Here is a 17,896-nt window from a genome sequence, read left to right as displayed (position 1 = left end):
GCTCTGCCGAAGCGTTCCTCCCGCGATTTTCCCCCACTTTACGGGCAGAGGGGGTCCCGCGCTGACTACCCAAAATTCGGCCATTCAAGACAAACCGCCCAGACAATGAGACGGCCGACACATCTCTCCCCTGAGATACGTCGCCCCTCCCCTGAATACATCGATGCCCGCCACCCCGGAAGGGGCGGCGGGCATCAACAGGTACTGCTTATTTACCGAGTTTCCTGCGCTGTACTCGGGTACGACGAAGCAGCTTGCGGTGCTTCTTCTTCGACATGCGCTTGCGACGCTTCTTGATCACTGAACCCATAGCGGGTGTCCCTCACGTTCTTCTCTAGCGTTCCTGCGCACGCCGGTCACGTACGCCTGCGCCAAGCAATTGGCGCCTGGCCCTCGTTTTAACTAGCTCAGCGCCTTACGACACCAGCTTGCTGGTACGACAGTGACTCATCGTACCGGTGTGGTCTCACTCGGCATAAACCGAGCCTCCGGCACAGCAACCGCTGTGCCCGCGACTCGGCTCACGCCGAGGTCATCCTCTTCGAACCGGCTGGTCAGCCGGCATCGAAGTACGAGGTTTCGAGGTAATCGTGTACCGCCTTCGCGTGTACACGGAACGAACGGCCCACTCGTACAGCGGGCAATTCGCCACTATGTACCAACCGGTACACAGTCATTTTCGACACCCTCATCAAAGTTGCTACCTCAGCAACAGTGAGGAATTGCGTGCCGGCCACTGCCGGCTTTCCGTCGTGGGACGAACCCATGGACGGCTTGTTTGCAGACACCATTAATCCACATACCTCCAGCACGACTCGCGCCGCCGGCTTCCCCTCCGGCGGAACAGACACGTACGTACTAAGTCGAGCTTAGCTGTACTGGTGGGGTTAAAGCGACGGGTGTGGCTAAACGGACGACTATTCCGCAGCTGAACCCATCGCGGCCGAGCGCGACTTGGCGGCATCCAAGGCATCGAAGAACGCCGTCCGCAGGCCGCCCGCTTCGAGCTGACGCAGTGCCGCAGCCGTCGTTCCACCCGGTGACGTCACCGCGGCGCGAAGATCCGTCGCACTGTCGCCGGTGCGATCGAGCATCGCTGCGGAACCGACCATCGTCTGCACCACTAATTCGGTAGCGACCGGGCGCGTCAGGCCGAGACCGACTCCCGCATCGATCATCGCTTCGGCAACCAAGAAGAAGTAGGCCGGGCCGGAACCGGAGACAGCAGTGACCGCGTCGATCTGCGATTCGGGAACCGTGACCACCTTGCCGACGCTGCCGAGGATGCCGCGTACGAGCTCGAGATGCTCGGCCTTGACGTGCCGTCCGGGCGAGAGAACGCTCACGCCCTCCCCAACCAGCATGGGGGTGTTCGGCATGACGCGGATGACCGGGAACCCTGCGGGCAGACGCGTTTCGAAGAACCCGGTCGGGATACCCGCCGCAAGGGAAACGATCAATTGCTCGAGGTCGCCGTCCAGATCGACCTTCGTCAACGCGGTGAGCGCCGATTCGACGTCGCCGGGCTTGACCGCGATGACGATGACGTCTGCGCCCTCGGCGGCGTCGGCGATCGTGCTGACGCGGATGGAGTATTCGGCGATCAATTCGTCTGCGCGAGGTTGATACTGCTCGGCGACAACCAGATCCTTGATGGCGTGGCCGGCCTGCAACAGCCCGGAGATCAGCGCCTCGCCGATCTTGCCGCCACCGATAATCGCAATTCTTGTCATGGCGAACAGCCTGCCACGACTGCAGCGATCGACCCTAGCGGGGCATCATCGCCAATTGACGACTCTGTACGACGACTGCGCCCGTCGAATCGAGAACAGCATGATCCTCTTCGAACCACGTGCTGCCCAGAACATCCGAGCTTGCCCGCACGCGAAGCCATCCCGGCGTCGGCAGTCGGCGCAGGTACGTCGTCAACTGCACGGTCGGCGCCCACCCGAACAGGCCGCGGTTCATCGTCACGGGCGCGCTGATGTCGCCCGCCATGATCGCGAACAGCACAGCGGTGTCGATGTCGTTCTCGTCCTCGGGTCGAGGACGAACCCACATCCTGACCTCGGCCTCGCCTTGGCTGCCGGTCAGGAAGTGCGCCGAGGTGGTGTCGATTCGCATGTCGCAGCCCTGCCCGACGTGCACGACCTGCGCCATCGGGTGATCGCCGATGACGGCCACCGCACTCTCCGGCGGTTCCGGTGACATGTCGTCGATCGACGAGGCAGTGACGAAGGTGGGGTCGCCGTCATCGGGGAATCCGAGCGTGACCGCCGCGCGAACAGCGCTGCGTCCCGCCTGGCTCAACTCGACTTCGAACAGCGCGACCTGGCGTCCCTGCTTTCGGACGATCACCTCCAATTCGACTTCACCGGGGTCGGGGGCGGACAGATAGTTGGCGCTCACCGCGAGTGGCTGCATCTTCAGAAGCGAGTCGTTCTCACCTGCGCCGTCTCGCAGACATTGACGCGCGGCAGCGGCGCACACAGCCATCATGGAGCCGCCGTGCACTTTGGGCCCGATGGTCCAGATCGGATCGATCGTTGCGGTGTATCGCCCGTCGCCGAGCGAGGTGAGGCGATTGAGATCTTGAAAGGGGCTGGTGCTCATCGATTTTCCTGTTCGGTGCTTTCTCGGTGTTGCGGGAAATGTCGTGCGGCCAAGTCTTGGTGCGCCAGGCGTCGCAAAGCTGTCAGGACAGGTTCGTACATGGCGGTTCCGAGGACTGCATAGCGAATGCCGTCCTCGGTCGAAGCGGCATGGCGAACGCCCTCCTTCGTCGTGCTGGTGGGCATCAGCTCGATTTCCACTTCGGCAATTCCTCGGATGTGGTCGCCGTAGGCGCGCAATCGCTCGTCCGAGAGGCTCAGTCCGGCATCCTCGAGACCGATCAGTGCACGCTCGAGGTGAGCAACCGCCACGTACCTCGGCTCGTAGACCTGACCGAGAAACTCCAGAACCTTGCGAGCTCTGGGGAACTGTTGATCCGGCACCGGATCGACGTAGGGCGGTAGTTGCGCGATCGCGCGACCGAAAGTCTCGAATTCGGATCGCTCGTCACTGTCCACCAATTCGAGCACCGCACGAATCCGTGGAAGCGCGAGTCCCGCCCCGGCCAGCGCCCTGATCAACGCGATTCGCCGGACGTGCTGTTCGCCGTACCTCGCTCCCGTCGCACTGGTCGGTTCACCAGGCATCAGCAGACCTTCGCGGAGGTAGTACTTGATCGTGGCCAACGCAACGCCGGACTGTGCGGCCAATTCGGAAACCTTCACCGCTCCTCCGTCCAACTCGCTCGGGCCACCACTGGATAGTGATGCTATCCAATGGTGGCCGAGCATCGGTACGCAGGACACGCCTTGCGCTAGGGTTGAACCTTCTCTGCGCACACCACCAGAAATTTCCGAACGGAGCGAACAGGCGGAATGACGGATTTGCAGTCGGGGGCTCAACCCGACGAACAGTGGCGCATCGTCGAACCACTGACGCTGACTCCCCTGCTCACCGCCGCACTCGAGGTGTTCCACGAACTCGGTTACCACGGAGCGTCGGTTCGTGACATCGCAAAACGTGCCGGTGTCACCGTGCCGACGCTGTACTACCACCACGGCAACAAACAAGGCATCCTCGTCGCGCTGATGGAACCGGGCATCGAGAACGTCACCGCACGCGCGAGCGCTGCGGTCGACGCTGCCGGACCGTCGCCGACGGCACAGTTCGGCAATCTCGTCGAGGCGTGTGTTCTGCACATGACCAGTCGCTCCGACATCGCGTTCCTCGATTCCGAACTGCGGTACCTCGAGGACGCCGAACGAAAGAGCTACGCCGCCAAACGAAAGAAGCTCGAGAATCTACTCGTCGACGTTTTGACGGCAGGCGTCGACAGCGGTGAGTTCACGGTCCCGGACATCACCGGAACGGGCCGCGCACTGCTGGGCATGTGTCAGTCCGTCGTCCTCTGGTATCGACTCGACGGACCGCAGACTCCGCGCGAAGTCAGCGTTCTCTACCGCGAGATAGCTCTGAATGCCGTCGGCGTCACTTCGTGAACGCTGGTCGAATTTCCAGGCATGTCCGATTAGCCCTTAACTGACGAACGTCACACCTGTCGGCTGACACCGAAACCGGGACGCGCCCACTGTCACGGGTCCACACTTAGAAGCAGAGATGCGCGGGGTGGATCCGCAGACCGAGGGAGTTCTTGACGTATGGCCAACAGCAATCCATTTGTTCCTCCGAGCGCGGTCGACGTCGACCTTTCCGCGGTTGCCTGGGGGGCGAACCGCACGATGTCCGACTTCGAGACGGGAATGTGGCGGATGGAAGAGGCGCAGCCGCAACTGCGCTCGCCGATCGTTGCGGTAGAGGTTCTCGATCGAGCTCCGGATTGGGATCGACTTCTCGACGCAGTCGAGTGGGCATCGCACGTGGTTCCGCGTATTCGTATGCGCGCGGTGGAACCGGCGATGCAACTGGGCAATCCGGTGTGGTCGGTTGATCCCGAGTTCGACATCGGCTACCACCTACGACGCGTCCGCTTGCCCGCACCGGCGGACTTCGATCACGCGCTGCGCATGTGCCGTCACCTTGCGACCGAACCTTTCGACAAGGCTCGGCCGCCGTGGAGCGCGCTGCTCATCGAAGGTCTCGACGACGGTCGTGCCGTGTTCGTGGTCAAGACTCACCACTCCATCACCGACGGCATGGGCGGCATCCAGATGATGACGCTGCTGCACAGCAGGCGCCCGGATCCCACTCCGAACAAGCCCGACCGCACACCGCCGGCTCCGGAGCACCTGTCGTCGGTAGGTGCATTCGGCGAGGAGGTCGTCAGCGAGTTCCGGCGTGCGCCCTCCCGTATCGCCAAGCTGGTTCGCGGCGCCACCAATGTTGCGACCACGGCGATCTCGAGTCCGTTCAGCACGGCTTCCGAGGTCCTCGGGTACGCCAATTCACTCCGCAAGATCGTCACTCCCCCAGCTCGTTCCGGTTCCCCTCTGCTCCACGATCGTGGTCTCGGACGATGGTTCGGAACTCTCGAAGTGGGTGTTCCCGAGCTCAAGGCCGGAGCAAAAGCTGCCGGCGGCTCACTCAACGACGCTTACGTCGCCGCTTTGCTCGGCGGCTTCCATCGCTACCACGAAGCCTTCGGACAATCCGTCGAGAGCATCCCGATGGGTATGCCGATCAGCATGCGCACGGGCGCGGATGCCAACGGCGGCAACCGGTTTGCAGCCGTTCGCTTCAACGGCCCGGTCGCCGAAACGGATCCGGCCAAACGCATCAGGCAGGTGCGAGAGATCGTTCTGAGTCTGCGTGAGGAACCCGCGTTGGACGCTATCGACGTCGCCGCTCCGATCCTCGCTCGCCTGCCGAACTATCTACTCGCGAACTGGTATCTGTCCCAGTCGACAGGACTGGACCTGCAGGCTAGCAACGTCGCCGGCGTACCGGTACCGGTCTATCTCGCCGGAGCGAAGATCGAGCGGATGTTCCCATTCGGCCCGGCGCCCGGTTGCGCGGCGATGGCGACACTGGTCTCCCACGTCGGGGTGTGCTGCATCGGAATCAATCTCGACACCGCCGCGATCACGAAGCCCGCGCTGCTGATGCAGTGCTTGCAGGAGAGCCTGGACGAGATCGTGGCTCTCGGAGTCCCAACGGAAGGTGCGTGAGTCATGAGCGAGAACACGACCAACCCGCGCGTGTACCTCACCGAAACCATGACAGAGGCCGAAGCCGGCGTGCTGCGGAAGTGGCTTGCCGACAAGGCAACCTCATCCGAAACCCGGCCGGTCACCGTGAACATCACCGACAAGACTCTGGCAGAACTGGCGGCACGGACCGACGACCCGATGCTCGCACCGCTTCGCGTGGTGTGGATTCCGGACACCCATACCAAACACAATGTCGCGGTGCGACTGCGTGATGCACTGGCACCACGCGACCCCCTCCACCCCGGACGCGGTGCGCAACGCAGAACCCTGCGCACCGACCCCTCACGGTGCCGGGTCATCGAAGGTGAACCAGCACCACTGAGCGATCTCGAGCGTCGCCTCGAAAAGAGCGGTGGCGGTTCACTACCCGAGTTCATCCGACGGCAGGCCGCCCTCGCACTCGAGCGCGCCGAATTGGGCCTCCTGGGTGGCCAGTACAAGGTGTCGCGGTTCGTCGTCGACGAGATCACCGACACCCGCCGGTTCACCACCGAGGTGATGGCTTTGGCCGACCGGTTGAACATCGCCGTCGCCGAAGTCGACCGCCGCGCCCGTGAAGCTCTCGAAGAAATGGTTGCCACCCAGAGTCGCCAGGCCATCGCGGTGTGGGATCGCCTGGGCCGCTACTTCGCTCGCGCCTACAAGCTGGACGTGGACACGAGCCGCTTCGAGGAACTCCGTGAGCTGAACAAGGAACACTCACTGGTCTTCCTCCCCAGTCACCGTTCGTACCTCGATCCCCTCGTCCTGCGTCCGGCGTTGATCGCGAACGGCTTGCCGCTCAATCACGTCATGGGCGGCCTCAACATCAGCTTCTGGCCCATGGGCTCGATCCTCAAGCGCAGCGGCACCGTCTTCATTCGTCGAAGCATCGGCAACGACGAGGTCTACAAGTGGTCGATGCACGAGTACATGCGCTACCTGCTCACCAAACGCTTCAATCTGGAGTGGTACATCGAAGGTGGACGCGGGCGTACCGGGAAACTACGCCCACCGCGCTTCGGTCTCCTGACCTACCTGACCAAGGCCTTTCAGGTCAGCGGCGCATCCGACGTGTACCTCGTCCCCGTCGCGCTGAGCTACGACCAGCTCTACGAGGTCGGGGCAATGGCTGCCGAGGCACTCGGCGCCGAGAAGACACCGGAAGGCCTGCGCTGGATGGTGGGTTACGTACGCGCACAGGGAAAACGCAACGGCGTCGCGCACGTGACCATCGGCCGGCCGCTCTCACTCGCGGACGCACTCAGCCAGGAAACCGATCAGCGCCTCGCCATTCAAAAGGCCGGCATCGAGGTGTGTCACCGCATCAACGAGGTCACACCGGTGACCGTGTCTTCACTGGCGATGTTGGCGTTCCTCGGAATCGAAGACCGGGCGTTGACAGTTCGTGAACTCACCGCGATTCTCACGCCGCTGTTCGGATACATCACCGCGCGAAATCTTCCGATCGCCGGCGACGTCGAACTGTCCGATCCGCGTGTCATCGAGAAGGCCCTGCAGACACACGTAGATTCCGGTGTGCTCGAGCGCTTCGATCGCGGCGGCGAGCAGGTCTTCTACCTCGGCAAGGACCAGCATCTTGTTGCTGCCTTCTACCGCAACAACACAATTCACTTTCTCGTCGTGCGTGCCATCACCGAACTCGTGCTCCAGGCAGCCGTCGAAGAGCGGTTCGAGGATCCCGTCGGAGACGGTTGGGCCGAGGCCAAGCGCATCCGCGACCTGATGAAGTTCGAGTTCTTCTTCAGCGACCGGGACACGTTCGAGCAGGAGATGCGAACCGAGCTGACCCTGATCGATCCCGAGTGGGAAACCGTCATGGCCGCCGACAAACGAACCGAGCACATGATCGAGACGGTGCGGCCGTACCTCGCGCACCGAGTGCTGCAACCGTTCCTCGAGGCCTACCAGGTTGTCGCCGATCAGCTTGTGCTCGCGCCGATTTCGACGTCGTTCGACGAAAAGTCCTTCATCAGCAACTGCATCGACGTCGCACATCAGCGTCGCCTGCGGCAGCAGATCGCCAGCAACGAATCGGTCTCCGGTGAGTTGTTTGCCACTGCACTGAATTTGGCGCGCAACCGCAACTTGATCGAAGTCGACGACGACGGAGTCCGGGCCAGGCGCCTGGCGTTTGCCGCGGAGATCAAGGTCCAGGTCGAACGTCTGCGCCATATCCGAGCACTCGCGCACGCACGGCTCGATCAGGTGGCCATGCCCGTGCCCGACGCCGCAGCAGTAGTGACCATTCCAGAAGCAAACCGAGCACCCGCCGAGAACGAGGAAGTAGGACTGTGACCGGACTCGAGCGTCTGCACTCCGCCATCGAAGCCGCGCCTCCCGGGCCCGGAACGATCGCCGCCTTCGACCTCGACGGCACGTTGATCAGCGGGTACTCGGCCAGCGTTGTGTACCGAGACCGCCTGCGGCGCTTGGATATCAGCGTCGGCGAATTGTTGCGCACCACCGGCGCCGCGATCGACACCCAGTTCCGTGGCGCTGATGTCGGAGCGCTGATGGACATCGGCGTTCGCGCCCTGGGCGGCCGTACCGTCGAGGAACTCAACGACTGGGGCCGACGGTTGTTCAAGCAGGAGATCGCCGCGATGATCTACCCGGAAGCCCGTGGGCTACTGGCGGCGCACCGGCGAGCCGGCCACACGATCGTGATGGCCACGTCGGCGACTCCGTTCCAGGCCAAGTACGTCGCCGAAGATCTCGACATCGAAGACGTGCTGTGCACCGAGCCCGAAGTCGTCGACGGCATGCTCACCGGCGAACTGTCCTCGCCCGCTCTGTGGGGGCCGGCCAAGGCCAATGCCCTTGCGGGCTATGCCGAGAAGATGGGCGCCGACTTGAAGAACGCGTTTGCGTACTCCAACGGTGTCGAAGACGTCTTCATGCTCGAGGCCGTCGGGCGACCTGTCGCGTTGAATCCCGATCGTGGTCTGGCCAGGATCGCGTTGCGCAATCACTGGCCTTCGGTCAGCCTGCGTAGACCGCAACGCGGCGCAACGCCGATCTCGACGATCCGAACGGCAACCGCCATGGGCGCGCTTGCTGCCACCGCCGCCCTCGGCGCGTCGGCGGGCATCGTCACCGGCAACCGTCAACTGGGTGCGAACCTGGTCGGCACCTACGGCCCCGACATCTCGCTCTCACTGCTCGGCATCGACGTCGAGATCGACGGCGAGCACAACGTGTGGGATCACCGCCCGGCGGTGTTCATGTTCAACCATCAGAGTTCCCTGGACATGTTGGTCCTGGGAACCGTGATCAAGCGTGACGTGACCGGCGTCGCGAAGAAGGAAGCGGCAAGCGATCCACGGTTCATGCCCGTCGGCGCACTGCTCGACGTCGCCTACATCGACCGCACCGACACCACAAAAGCGAAGGCTGCACTGCAACCGGCAGTCGACAAGCTCAAGAATGGTGTCTCGATAGTCATAGCTCCGGAGGGCACCCGTTCTCCGACGCCACGCCTGGGCCCTTTCAAGAAGGGCGGATTCCACTTGGCGATCCAAGCCGGTGTGCCGATCGTGCCCGTGGTGATTCACAACGCGGGTGAACGGATGTGGCGCAATTCGCTTGTCGCCCATCCAGGCCCGGTCTACGTCTCGGTGCTCGATCCCATCTCGACCGAAGGCTGGGAGACCAAAGACCTCGACGCACACGTCGAGGAGGTACGCGCGCAGTTCGAAGCTGCGCTACTTGCCGGCCACCGCTGAGCGTGCCAGGTGCTCGCGTGCAAACGCGAGCGCCTGCGCCAGCATCGACGACCGCTCCCGCCGGGTGCGCGCGTTCTGCGTGTTGATCTCGATGACAGCCTGGCCGCTGAATTCGCTCGCAGCCAATTGCTGACACAACTCCGCGCACGGCTGTGAGCCATGCCCCGGAATCAGGTGCTCGTCCATCGACGCCCCGCGACCGTCGGCCAGGTGCAGGTGCTCGAGCCCCTTGCCCATACGGGAGGCCAACTCCAGGGCATCCATGCCCGCCGTCGCGGTGTGCGACAGGTCGAGTGTGTAGTGAGCGTGATCGGAATCGGTCGGGTCGTACGACGGACTGAACGCGGACAACGCTGCCCCCGGACCGCCACGTTTACGCAGACGCTCCGCGGATTTGTCCTTGCCGCCGAAGAAGCTGTCGGCGCGCATGGGGAACATGTTCTCCACCGCCACCACGACGCTGCTCTTCGATTCGAGATCGACAACCTGTTCCGCGAAGCCTTCGGCGTACTTGCGCTGCCACCGGAACGGCGGGTGGACGACCACCGTCGTCGCTCCCAAGGTTTCGGCAGTGCGTACCGAACGCTCGAGCTTCTCGACCGGATCGGAACCCCACACGCGCTGCGAAATCAGCAGACACGGCGCATGCACGGCCTGCACCGGAATCGCATACTTGCGAACGAGGGCAGCCACAGCACCGATGTCCTGACTCACGGATTCGGCCCACACCATCAGTTCGACACCGTCGTATCCGAGATCAGCGGCGTAGCGAAATGCTGCTTCCGTGTTCTCCGGATATACCGAAGCCGTCGACAAGCCGACGGCTATCGGCCGACGAACCATGCGCTGCGATCCCCCGATCATCGTCCGATCAACCCGAGGTCAACAAGAACGCCAGTGGACCGAGCGTCACGATCATGCCGACGACCACCGCGATCACGAAACTCGTGATGTCGTCCGTCTTCCGCAGAACCCGCACGACGGCCACCAAGCCGACGATCACGATCAGCGCGAGCACCAACGCCACCCACGGCAGCATGTCCCACAGCTTCTCGAAGCCCTTGAACATCGCGCCGCCGACGATCAGTGCAACAACCACCTGACCGGCAAGCACTGCCCATTCACGGATCGAGTTACGCTCGCCTGCCTCTTCCGCTGCCGGTTCGGCTTCGACATCGGACTCCGCGGCGGCACTGGACTTTTTTGCACTGTCATCGACAGCCGGCGCCTTGACCAGATCGACAACGGCGGTCGATTCGGCCTCGCCGGCATCCGCGTCTGCGATCTTGTCGATCAGTTCGGTGCTCTCTTCCGGCGCGGCCGGAGCAGGAGCAGTCGGTGCAGGTGCCTTCACGACAGGAGTGGGGACACTCGGCGGCAGGATCGGCGGACGCAACGACGGCGACTGCGTTGCAGCGCGCTCCTGACGCATCAGGTCGCCCGCCAGGGTCTGACCCGACAGCAGTGCTGGTTCCTGCGTTACCTGCGTCGGTGACGAGGAGTTGAGCGGTGCCCGGCTCACCCACTGTCCGGGCGAGGACTTCGAGGTCTGTCCCGGCGATGGCGTGGAAGTCGGCTTCGGAGTGGTGACCGGCGGTGTGGCAACCGGCTTCGACTCGGCCTTGGGTGCCTGCGGCTCGTCATCGTCATCGTCGTCGTCGAACGAGACGGCGAAGGCGGCGGTGCGGTCGGCGGGAACCTTCGGTGCCGGTTCGGCTGACTTGGCGGTTTCCGCGACAGCCTCGGCCGGCGCAGAAGATGCAGCGTTTTCTGGCGCAGGGGCTTCAGGCTGAGAAGCTGCTGGTTCGGCCGACTCGGGCTCGGCGGCCGCGCGCGATCCCGACTGGCGAACGATCGGGATCTCACCCGTCAGTTCGGCGACGGAGATGCCACCGGCTACGCCGCGCCGACGTCGTCCACCTCGGGATTCGACGCTCTGACCGTTCCGCTTGAGTAGTTCCGCTACGGAAATCTGCTGACTGTCCTCGGTCATCAAGCACTCACCACCAATTCACCGCCCATTTCTGTGTCGAGCTTTCGCAGAATCAGACCCTCACGCAGTGCCCAGGGACAAATTTCCAGTTCGTCCACTCCGAGCGCCCGCATGGTTGCCTCTGCGATGAGCGCGCCGGCCACAATCTGCTGTGACCGATCCGAGCTCACTCCTTCCAATTCTGCACGGTCCGCTGCCGTCATCCTGGATATGAAGGCTATGAGTTGCCTGAGTCCGCTGGAAGTCAGGGTCCGTTTTGCCCGGGGGCCTGCGGCAGAAGGGGCCGCGCCGGTGAGCCGAGCCAACGATCGGAAGGTCTTCGAGGTCCCGACCGTGCGGTCCCAGTCGCCGGCGGCGCGCAGTTCCTTGGCTGGTCCGACCAACTCCGCGTCCAGCCAGTCGCGCAATACAGCGACCCGGCGCTTGCCCGGCGGATCGGCCTGTAGCCAGTCGCGCGTCAACCGTCCCGCACCGAGTTGCAGTGAGAAGGCGACGTCCGGATCCTCGTCACCGCCTGCGGTGAGTTCGAGCGAGCCGCCGCCGATGTCCAGGTTCAGGATGCGTCCGGCGCTCCAGCCGTACCAGCGGCGCACGGCAAGAAAGGTCAGGCGGGCTTCGTCGACCCCGGAGAGAACCTCGAGATTGACTCCGGTCTCGGCGCGGACGCGGGCGAGCACAGCTTCGGAATTGTTGGCGTCACGGACGGCGGAAGTGGCAAAAGCCATCATTTCCTCGCACCCGGACGTCTTGGCGATACCGGCGAATTCGGAGACCGTCGACACCAACCGATCGGCCCCTGACGTGGTGATATCGCCGCGGTCGTCAGTGTTTTCTGCCAGCCTCAACGTGGACTTGGTCGAGCTCATGGGTGTTGGGTGGCCGCCCCGATGGGCGTCCACAACCAATAGATGGACGGTATTGCTTCCGACGTCGAGTACCCCTAGTCGCACATCGCCACGTTACTGGGTCTACCGTCGGCCCTTGTGACAGCAGGTAACCCAGACCGGTCCCACAAGATGACTCCGAGCCCCGAGGTCGATCTCGATTTCCCGCGCGAATGGGTCGAATTTGTCGATCCGGACAACTCCGAGCACCTCATTTCCGCTGATATGACGTGGTTGCTCTCGCATTGGACCTGCGTGTTCGGCACGCCGGCGTGTCAGGGCATCATCGGCGACCGCCCGGACGACGGTTGCTGCTCGCACGGCGCTTTCCTCTCCGATCAGGAGGATCAGGACAAGCTCGATGCGTCAGTGAAAATGCTCACAGCCGAAGACTGGCAGTTCATGGAAAAGGGTCTCGGCAAGAAGGGCTACGTCGAAGAAGACGACCTCGAGGACGAGCCCGCGCTGCGCACCCGCCGCTACAAAGGAGCGTGCATCTTCCTCAACCGGCCGGGTTTTGCCGGCGGCGAGGGCTGCGCACTGCATTCCATGGCGCTCAAGAAGGGCATCGAGCCGCTCGAGGTGAAGCCGGACGTGTGCTGGCAGCTACCCATCCGCCGCACCCAGGACTGGGTCGACCGGCCGGACGGCGTTCAGATCCTCAAGACCACGATCACCGAGTACGACCGCCGCGGCTGGGGTGAGGGCGGCGACGACCTCGCCTGGTACTGCTCCGGCTCCCCCGACGCTCATGTCGGGGAGCGGCAGGTCTGGCAGTCCTACGGGCCGGAACTGACAGAGCTTCTCGGAAAGCGTGCGTACGACGAGCTGGCTCGCCTCTGCAGGCGTCGCGCCGGCCTCGGCCTCATAGCAGTCCATCCGGCGACCACGATCGCTCAGAACAAAGCTCAGGGCTGACTCCACGTAGACAAAAAGAATTCAGCCGCTCACACGATCGTGTGAGCGGCTGAATTCGTCTCGAGGTTCGATCACGCTTCGAGCTTGTAGCCCAATCCGCGGACCGTGACCAGGTGTTCGGGCTTGGCCGGATCCGATTCGATCTTCGAACGCAACCGCTTCACGTGTACGTCAAGGGTTTTAGTGTCACCGACGTAGTCGGCGCCCCAGACGCGGTCGATCAACTGTCCACGGGTCAGCACCCGGCCGGAGTTGCGGAGCAGGTACTCGAGGAGGTCGAACTCCTTGAGCGGCAACGTCACCGGGTTACCGGCAACCTGTACGACGTGGCGCTCGACGTCCATCCGCACCGGTCCGGCCTCGAGCACCCCGTTGTCGGAGGCGAGATCCGCCTCGTTCTCCACCCCGCGGCGCAGCACCGCACGGATGCGGGCGATCAGCTCGCGCGCCGAATACGGTTTGGTCACATAGTCGTCCGCACCGAGTTCGAGGCCGACGACCTTGTCGATCTCACTGTCACGCGCCGTCACCATGATGACGGGAACGCCGGAGCGCGACCGCAGCGCCTTGCAGACGTCGGTGCCACTCATGCCGGGCAGCATGAGGTCGAGCAGGACGATGTCCGCTCCGGAGCGATCGAATTCCGCCAACGCCGACGGTCCGTCGTTGACGATGGTGGTCTCGAAGCCCTCCTTGCGGAGCAGGAACGCCAGCGGGTCCGCCAAGGACTCCTCGTCCTCCACGATCAGCACACTCGTCATCGTTTGGCCTCCATGCCGTTTTCTCTACTGCCTTGTTCTCGTCTGCCGATCCGCGTGGAACCGGCGGTTCCCGCGTCGTCAGAGTCGATGTCGTCGTCGGACTCCACGTGTGCCGGTATCTGCAACGTGAAGGTAGACCCTGTTCCCGGTTTGCTCCACAGTTCGATGGAGCCGTTGTGATTGGCCGCGACGTGTTTGACGATCGCCAGCCCCAGACCTGTTCCGCCGGTCTGCCGTGACCGCGCCTTGTCCACGCGGAAGAATCTCTCGAACACTCGCTCCTGGTCCGCTTTCGCGATGCCTTCTCCTCGGTCGGTGACTGCGATCGCGACGTTGTCGCCGCGTACCGACCGACTGACGGACACCGGAGAACCCTTGGGCGAGTAAGCAATAGCGTTCTCGATGAGGTTGGACAATGCTGTGACGAGGAGAGTCTGATCCCCGAGTACTTCCAGCCCACTCGGATGGTCGGTGGTGACGGTGATCCCGGCGGCCTCGGCCGACAGATTCGACCTCGACAGTGCCTCGGACACCACGGTGTCGACGTCGACCACGTCGAGATCCGGCAGCTTCTCGGCGCCCTGGAGGCGCGAGAGTGCGATCAACTCGGTGACCATCTTGCCCAGACGAATCGACTCGCCCAGCACCCGTTCGCCGAAGTGCCGCACCGATTCCGGGTCGTCAGCAGATTCGAGCAGTGCCTCCGCGAGCAAACTCATCGCGCCGACCGGCGTCTTGAGTTCGTGGCTGACGTTCGCGACGAAATCGCGTCGCGTCGCCTCCATGCGGACCTGCTCGGAATCGTCGTCGGCGAACAGGACCACGAAATTGCGATCGTCCTTGCTGAGCAACCGGGCCGTGCCACGTACCGCGATCTTGTCGCGGCCGCGCTGAGCGGTCTGCGCCGTCAGATCGACCTCGACGGCTTGGCCCGTCCGCAGAACTTCCTGAGCAGCCCGCCAAGCTCGCTCGTCGACCAGACGATTCTTGACGAGGCCGAGTTCCTCGGCGCGAGGGTTGAAGAGCACGACGTCGTGGAAACCGTCGACGACGGCGATACCACTTTCCGAAGCCAACACGATGAGGTCGAGAACCTGAGACATCGTGAGCCCGGTCTGTTCGTCCGAGCGCTGACTCTGGCGCGACGACAGCCTGGGTACCAGCACCCCGCCGACGAGGTAGCCGACCAGGCCGGCGACCACGACCAGCAGCACTGCAATCACGACACTCACGGCGCAATCGTACGTTCGCGCGAAGTGTCGGTTACGGCGGGTTCGGACGTTCCCGCCCGCGTAATCCGCCAGGTGGACGGCGTTGGTTCGTCGTTCATCTGTTGTTGGCCGAGGCCCCCCGAAAACACTGTTCGGGGGGCCTCGACGCACATCATCGGGTTGCTACTTTCCGCCCTGATTCGCCACCGCGGCGGCGCCGGCAGCTGCGGCCTCCGGATCCAGGTAGGTGCCGCCGGGATTGAGCGGCTTCAGGTTCTCGTCGAGGTCGTAGCGCAGCGGGATTCCGGTCGGGATGTTCAGGCCCGCGATGTCCTCGTCCGAGATGCCGTCGAGGTGCTTGACCAATGCACGCAGCGAGTTGCCGTGCGCGGTGACCAGCACGTTCCGGCCGGCGAGCAGCTCCTGGGAGATGGTGTCCTCCCAGTACGGGATCAGACGCTTGACGACGTCGAGCAGGCACTCGGTCAAGGGAACCTCGTCGAGGTTCGCGTACCGGGGATCGGTGTCCTGGCTGTACTCGCTGCCGGCTTCGATGGCGGGCGGCGGGGTGTCGTAGCTACGACGCCAGAGCATGAACTGCTCGTTTCCGTACTCTTCCTTGGTCTGCGCCTTGTTCTTGCCCTGCAGAGCGCCGTAGTGGCGCTCGTTGAGACGCCAGTCGCGCACTACCGGGATCCAGTGGCGATCGGCGGCGTCGAGTGCGAGGTTGGCCGTGCTGATCGCGCGGCGCAGCAGAGACGTGTAGAGAACGTCGGGCAACAGGTTGTGCTCGGCGAGCAGTTCGCCGGCGCGCTTGCCCTCGGCCATGCCCTTGTCTGTCAGGTGTACGTCCACCCAGCCGGTGAACAGATTGAGTGCATTCCATTCGCTCTCGCCGTGGCGGAGCAGGACCAGGGTTCCGATACTCATGGCGTTCATCCTGGCACGAGTACCGGAACCCTTCTTGATCAACCCTGTCCGGAAATCAGCTCGGGGCTACTTCCGCAGTTCGCAGATCCTTGCGGAGGATCTTTCCGGCCGCGGATTTCGGCACGGTGCTGATGAACGAAACCTGGCGAACCTTCTTGTGCGGCGAGACTCGCTCGGCGACGAACGAGATCACGTCGGCTTCGGTCAACTCGGCGCCGCCCTGGAGCACGACGAATGCCTTCGGGACCTCTTCGCCCTCGGCGTCGAGCACGCCGATCACTGCGGCGTCGGCGATCTGCGGGTGGGTCAGCAGCAAAGCCTCGAGTTCCGCCGGGGGAACCTGGTAGCCCTTGTACTTGATCAGTTCCTTGAGGCGGTCGACGATCTTGACGACGCCGTCGCCGTCGACGGTCGCAATGTCACCGGTATGCAGGTAACCGTCGTCGTCGAGGGTGTCCTTGGTGGCCTGGTCGTTGCCGAGGTAGCCGAGCATGATGTTCGGGCCCTTGCACCACAGTTCGCCGGGCTCGCTGACGCCGTCCGAGCCGAGAGCCGGGTACGCGACCTCTTCGCCCGTTCCGGGGTCGACGAGCTTGCATTCCATGTTGGCGATGGTCGGACCGCACGTGTCGAGGGCGATGTCGTCACGATCGAAGGGGATCGCGTGCGAGACCGGGCTCATCTCGGACATGCCGTAGCCCTGGCGGACGTGGCAGTTCAACCGGTCGGCGACGGCCTTGCCGAGTGCCGCGTCGAGCGGGGCCGCACCGGAGAAGATGGTGTGCACGCTCGAGAGGTCGTACTGATCGACGAGCGGGTGCTTTGCCAGCGCGACGGCAACGGGCGGTGCGACGAAGATGTACGTCGACTTCTGCTCGGCGACGATCCGCAGGAACTCGACGAGATCGAACTTCGGCATCGTGATGAGGCTCGCGCGGCGGTAGAGCGCAGCGTTGAGCAGCACCGTCATGCCGTAGATGTGGAAGAACGGCAGGACCGCGAGAATCTTGTCGTCGGTCTCGATGCCCATCCGCGGAATGATCTGGCAGACGTTGGCCACGAGGTTGCGATGAGTGAGCATGACCCCCTTGGGTCGGCCGGTGGTGCCAGACGAGTACGGCAGCACCGCGAGCTGGGTGGCCGGATCGAAGGAGACCTCGGGCGCCGCTGCGCCCTCGCCGAGCAGATCTCGCAGCGACAGATGGCCTTCGGCACCGTCGAGCACGAAGACGTTCTCTGCCGGGATACCGACCAGGTCAGCAGCTGCCTTTGCCTGCGGCAGGAGCGGCGAGACGGTGAAGAGGAACTTGGCCTTGGAATCGGTGAGCTGCTTGGCGATGTCCTCGGCGGTGTAGAGCGCGTTGATCGTGGTCGCGACGCCACCGGCACGAAGGATGCCGTGGAAGACGGAACCGAAGGCCGGGACGTTGGGCGAATGCAGCCCGACCACGTCGCCGACGGCGAGTCCGCGCGCTGCGAGAGCGCCTGCAACGCCGTTGATCTGTGCGATCAGCGAAGCGTATGTGGTGACTGCGCCCGAACTGCCCTCGACGAATGCCGTCTTGTCGAGGTCTGCGGGGTCGGTATTTCCGAACAGGAAGTCGTAGACGCTGAGGTTGGGGATTTCAACGTCGGGGAACGGACTCTTGAAGCTCACTGTGCTCCTCGAAAAGTTGCGCGGCGGGGTGGTGTGACCAACTTACTGTGACTCACGGGAACAGTATTATTCCGTGACGACAGTCACAAGTAAA

The 17,896-nt window shown here is 63.6% G+C and carries 17 protein-coding genes; 5 read left to right on the top strand and 12 right to left on the bottom strand.

Annotation, left to right across the window (positions count from 1 at the left end; translation table 11 throughout):
* Window positions 1-208: 208 nt before the first annotated feature.
* The 5 genes from AC3WQS_RS24305 to AC3WQS_RS24285 all read right to left on the bottom strand — a co-directional run bounded on the left by AC3WQS_RS24305 (window position 209) and on the right by AC3WQS_RS24285 (window position 3,278).
* Window positions 209-310, bottom strand: a complete 102-nt coding sequence (locus AC3WQS_RS24305) for a 30S ribosomal protein bS22 (protein ID WP_003402602.1) — start codon at window positions 308-310, stop codon at window positions 209-211.
* A gap of 244 nt (window positions 311-554) precedes the next feature.
* Entirely contained in the window at window positions 555-791 is a 237-nt protein-coding gene (locus AC3WQS_RS24300; RefSeq protein WP_003941845.1) for a helix-turn-helix domain-containing protein, read from the bottom strand.
* A 126-nt stretch (window positions 792-917) separates the two neighbouring features.
* Window positions 918-1,733 (bottom strand): pyrroline-5-carboxylate reductase, encoded by an 816-nt coding sequence (gene proC / locus AC3WQS_RS24295; RefSeq protein ID WP_019744381.1) that lies wholly within the window; start codon window positions 1,731-1,733, stop codon window positions 918-920.
* Between the two features lie 34 nt (window positions 1,734-1,767).
* Complete coding sequence (locus AC3WQS_RS24290; protein WP_197940878.1) at window positions 1,768-2,613, bottom strand: thioesterase family protein; 846 nt, start codon at window positions 2,611-2,613, stop codon at window positions 1,768-1,770.
* A complete protein-coding gene (locus AC3WQS_RS24285; RefSeq protein WP_492712396.1) occupies window positions 2,610-3,278 on the bottom strand; it encodes a MerR family transcriptional regulator in 669 nt (222 codons plus the stop codon). Before AC3WQS_RS24285 ends, AC3WQS_RS24290 begins: the two co-directional genes overlap by 4 nt.
* Window positions 3,279-3,428: 150 nt before the next feature.
* Here AC3WQS_RS24285 and AC3WQS_RS24280 point away from each other — a divergent pair, with 150 nt between their 5' ends.
* From AC3WQS_RS24280 to AC3WQS_RS24265, 4 genes are all read left to right on the top strand, one after another.
* Window positions 3,429-4,052 (top strand): TetR/AcrR family transcriptional regulator, encoded by a 624-nt coding sequence (locus tag AC3WQS_RS24280; RefSeq protein WP_046378204.1) that lies wholly within the window; start codon window positions 3,429-3,431, stop codon window positions 4,050-4,052.
* A gap of 159 nt (window positions 4,053-4,211) precedes the next feature.
* Entirely contained in the window at window positions 4,212-5,678 is a 1,467-nt protein-coding gene (locus tag AC3WQS_RS24275) for a wax ester/triacylglycerol synthase domain-containing protein (protein WP_492712395.1), read from the top strand.
* A 3-nt stretch (window positions 5,679-5,681) separates the two neighbouring features.
* On the top strand, window positions 5,682-8,018 hold the full coding sequence (locus tag AC3WQS_RS24270; RefSeq protein WP_029254837.1) for a glycerol-3-phosphate 1-O-acyltransferase: 2,337 nt from the start codon (window positions 5,682-5,684) through the stop codon (window positions 8,016-8,018).
* A complete protein-coding gene (locus AC3WQS_RS24265) occupies window positions 8,015-9,448 on the top strand; it encodes an HAD-IB family hydrolase (RefSeq protein WP_029254836.1) in 1,434 nt (477 codons plus the stop codon). Before AC3WQS_RS24270 ends, AC3WQS_RS24265 begins: the two co-directional genes overlap by 4 nt.
* Here AC3WQS_RS24265 and AC3WQS_RS24260 read toward each other — a convergent pair.
* Genes AC3WQS_RS24260 through AC3WQS_RS24250 form a run of 3 tightly spaced genes read right to left on the bottom strand, consistent with a single transcriptional unit; the run spans window position 9,428 to window position 12,391 of the window.
* Window positions 9,428-10,312 (bottom strand): sugar phosphate isomerase/epimerase family protein, encoded by an 885-nt coding sequence (locus AC3WQS_RS24260; RefSeq protein ID WP_019744388.1) that lies wholly within the window; start codon window positions 10,310-10,312, stop codon window positions 9,428-9,430. The genes AC3WQS_RS24265 and AC3WQS_RS24260 overlap by 21 nt on opposite strands.
* A 7-nt stretch (window positions 10,313-10,319) precedes the next feature.
* Complete coding sequence (locus AC3WQS_RS24255; RefSeq protein WP_492712393.1) at window positions 10,320-11,441, bottom strand: Rv0497 family membrane protein; 1,122 nt, start codon at window positions 11,439-11,441, stop codon at window positions 10,320-10,322.
* Window positions 11,441-12,391 carry a Ppx/GppA family phosphatase gene (locus AC3WQS_RS24250; RefSeq protein WP_003941975.1) on the bottom strand — a complete coding sequence of 317 codons (951 nt, stop codon included), beginning with the start codon at window positions 12,389-12,391 and terminating at the stop codon, window positions 11,441-11,443. The genes AC3WQS_RS24255 and AC3WQS_RS24250 overlap by 1 nt, the downstream gene beginning before the upstream one ends.
* A gap of 66 nt (window positions 12,392-12,457) precedes the next feature.
* Here AC3WQS_RS24250 and AC3WQS_RS24245 point away from each other — a divergent pair, with 66 nt between their 5' ends.
* A complete protein-coding gene (locus AC3WQS_RS24245) occupies window positions 12,458-13,243 on the top strand; it encodes a DUF3109 family protein (protein WP_003941928.1) in 786 nt (261 codons plus the stop codon).
* Between the two features lie 71 nt (window positions 13,244-13,314).
* Here the strand turns inward: AC3WQS_RS24245 and AC3WQS_RS24240 are convergent, their stop codons facing one another.
* From AC3WQS_RS24240 to AC3WQS_RS24225, 4 genes are all read right to left on the bottom strand, one after another.
* The gene (locus AC3WQS_RS24240; RefSeq protein WP_003942020.1) at window positions 13,315-14,004 is read right to left on the bottom strand and encodes a winged helix-turn-helix domain-containing protein; all 690 of its coding nucleotides are present in this window, start codon (window positions 14,002-14,004) and stop codon (window positions 13,315-13,317) included.
* Window positions 14,001-15,236, bottom strand: a complete 1,236-nt coding sequence (locus AC3WQS_RS24235; protein WP_019744391.1) for a sensor histidine kinase — start codon at window positions 15,234-15,236, stop codon at window positions 14,001-14,003. Before AC3WQS_RS24235 ends, AC3WQS_RS24240 begins: the two co-directional genes overlap by 4 nt.
* Before the next feature lie 162 nt (window positions 15,237-15,398).
* Window positions 15,399-16,154, bottom strand: coding sequence for a phosphoglyceromutase (locus AC3WQS_RS24230; RefSeq protein ID WP_003941992.1), 756 nt, complete (start codon window positions 16,152-16,154; stop codon window positions 15,399-15,401).
* Window positions 16,155-16,200: 46 nt separating this feature from the next.
* Window positions 16,201-17,802, bottom strand: a complete 1,602-nt coding sequence (locus AC3WQS_RS24225; RefSeq protein WP_019744393.1) for an AMP-binding protein — start codon at window positions 17,800-17,802, stop codon at window positions 16,201-16,203.
* Between the last annotated feature and the right edge of the window lie 94 nt (window positions 17,803-17,896).

The organism is Rhodococcus sp. FW305-130 (genome assembly GCF_058788335.1).
Note: the sequence above shows the minus strand (reverse complement) of the source record. Positions and strands in the feature narration are given on the sequence as shown.

Coding starts and splice junctions, on each gene's coding strand:
- AC3WQS_RS24305 (WP_003402602.1), bottom strand. CDS start 310: ATGGGTTCAGTGATCAAGAAGCGTCGCAAGCGCATGTCGAAGAAGAAG.
- AC3WQS_RS24300 (WP_003941845.1), bottom strand. CDS start 791: ATGGTGTCTGCAAACAAGCCGTCCATGGGTTCGTCCCACGACGGAAAG.
- proC (WP_019744381.1), bottom strand. CDS start 1,733: ATGACAAGAATTGCGATTATCGGTGGCGGCAAGATCGGCGAGGCGCTG.
- AC3WQS_RS24290 (WP_197940878.1), bottom strand. CDS start 2,613: ATGAGCACCAGCCCCTTTCAAGATCTCAATCGCCTCACCTCGCTCGGC.
- AC3WQS_RS24280 (WP_046378204.1), top strand. CDS start 3,429: ATGACGGATTTGCAGTCGGGGGCTCAACCCGACGAACAGTGGCGCATC.
- AC3WQS_RS24275 (WP_492712395.1), top strand. CDS start 4,212: ATGGCCAACAGCAATCCATTTGTTCCTCCGAGCGCGGTCGACGTCGAC.
- AC3WQS_RS24270 (WP_029254837.1), top strand. CDS start 5,682: ATGAGCGAGAACACGACCAACCCGCGCGTGTACCTCACCGAAACCATG.
- AC3WQS_RS24260 (WP_019744388.1), bottom strand. CDS start 10,312: ATGATCGGGGGATCGCAGCGCATGGTTCGTCGGCCGATAGCCGTCGGC.
- AC3WQS_RS24255 (WP_492712393.1), bottom strand. CDS start 11,441: ATGACCGAGGACAGTCAGCAGATTTCCGTAGCGGAACTACTCAAGCGG.
- AC3WQS_RS24245 (WP_003941928.1), top strand. CDS start 12,458: ATGACTCCGAGCCCCGAGGTCGATCTCGATTTCCCGCGCGAATGGGTC.
- AC3WQS_RS24240 (WP_003942020.1), bottom strand. CDS start 14,004: ATGACGAGTGTGCTGATCGTGGAGGACGAGGAGTCCTTGGCGGACCCG.
- AC3WQS_RS24230 (WP_003941992.1), bottom strand. CDS start 16,154: ATGAACGCCATGAGTATCGGAACCCTGGTCCTGCTCCGCCACGGCGAG.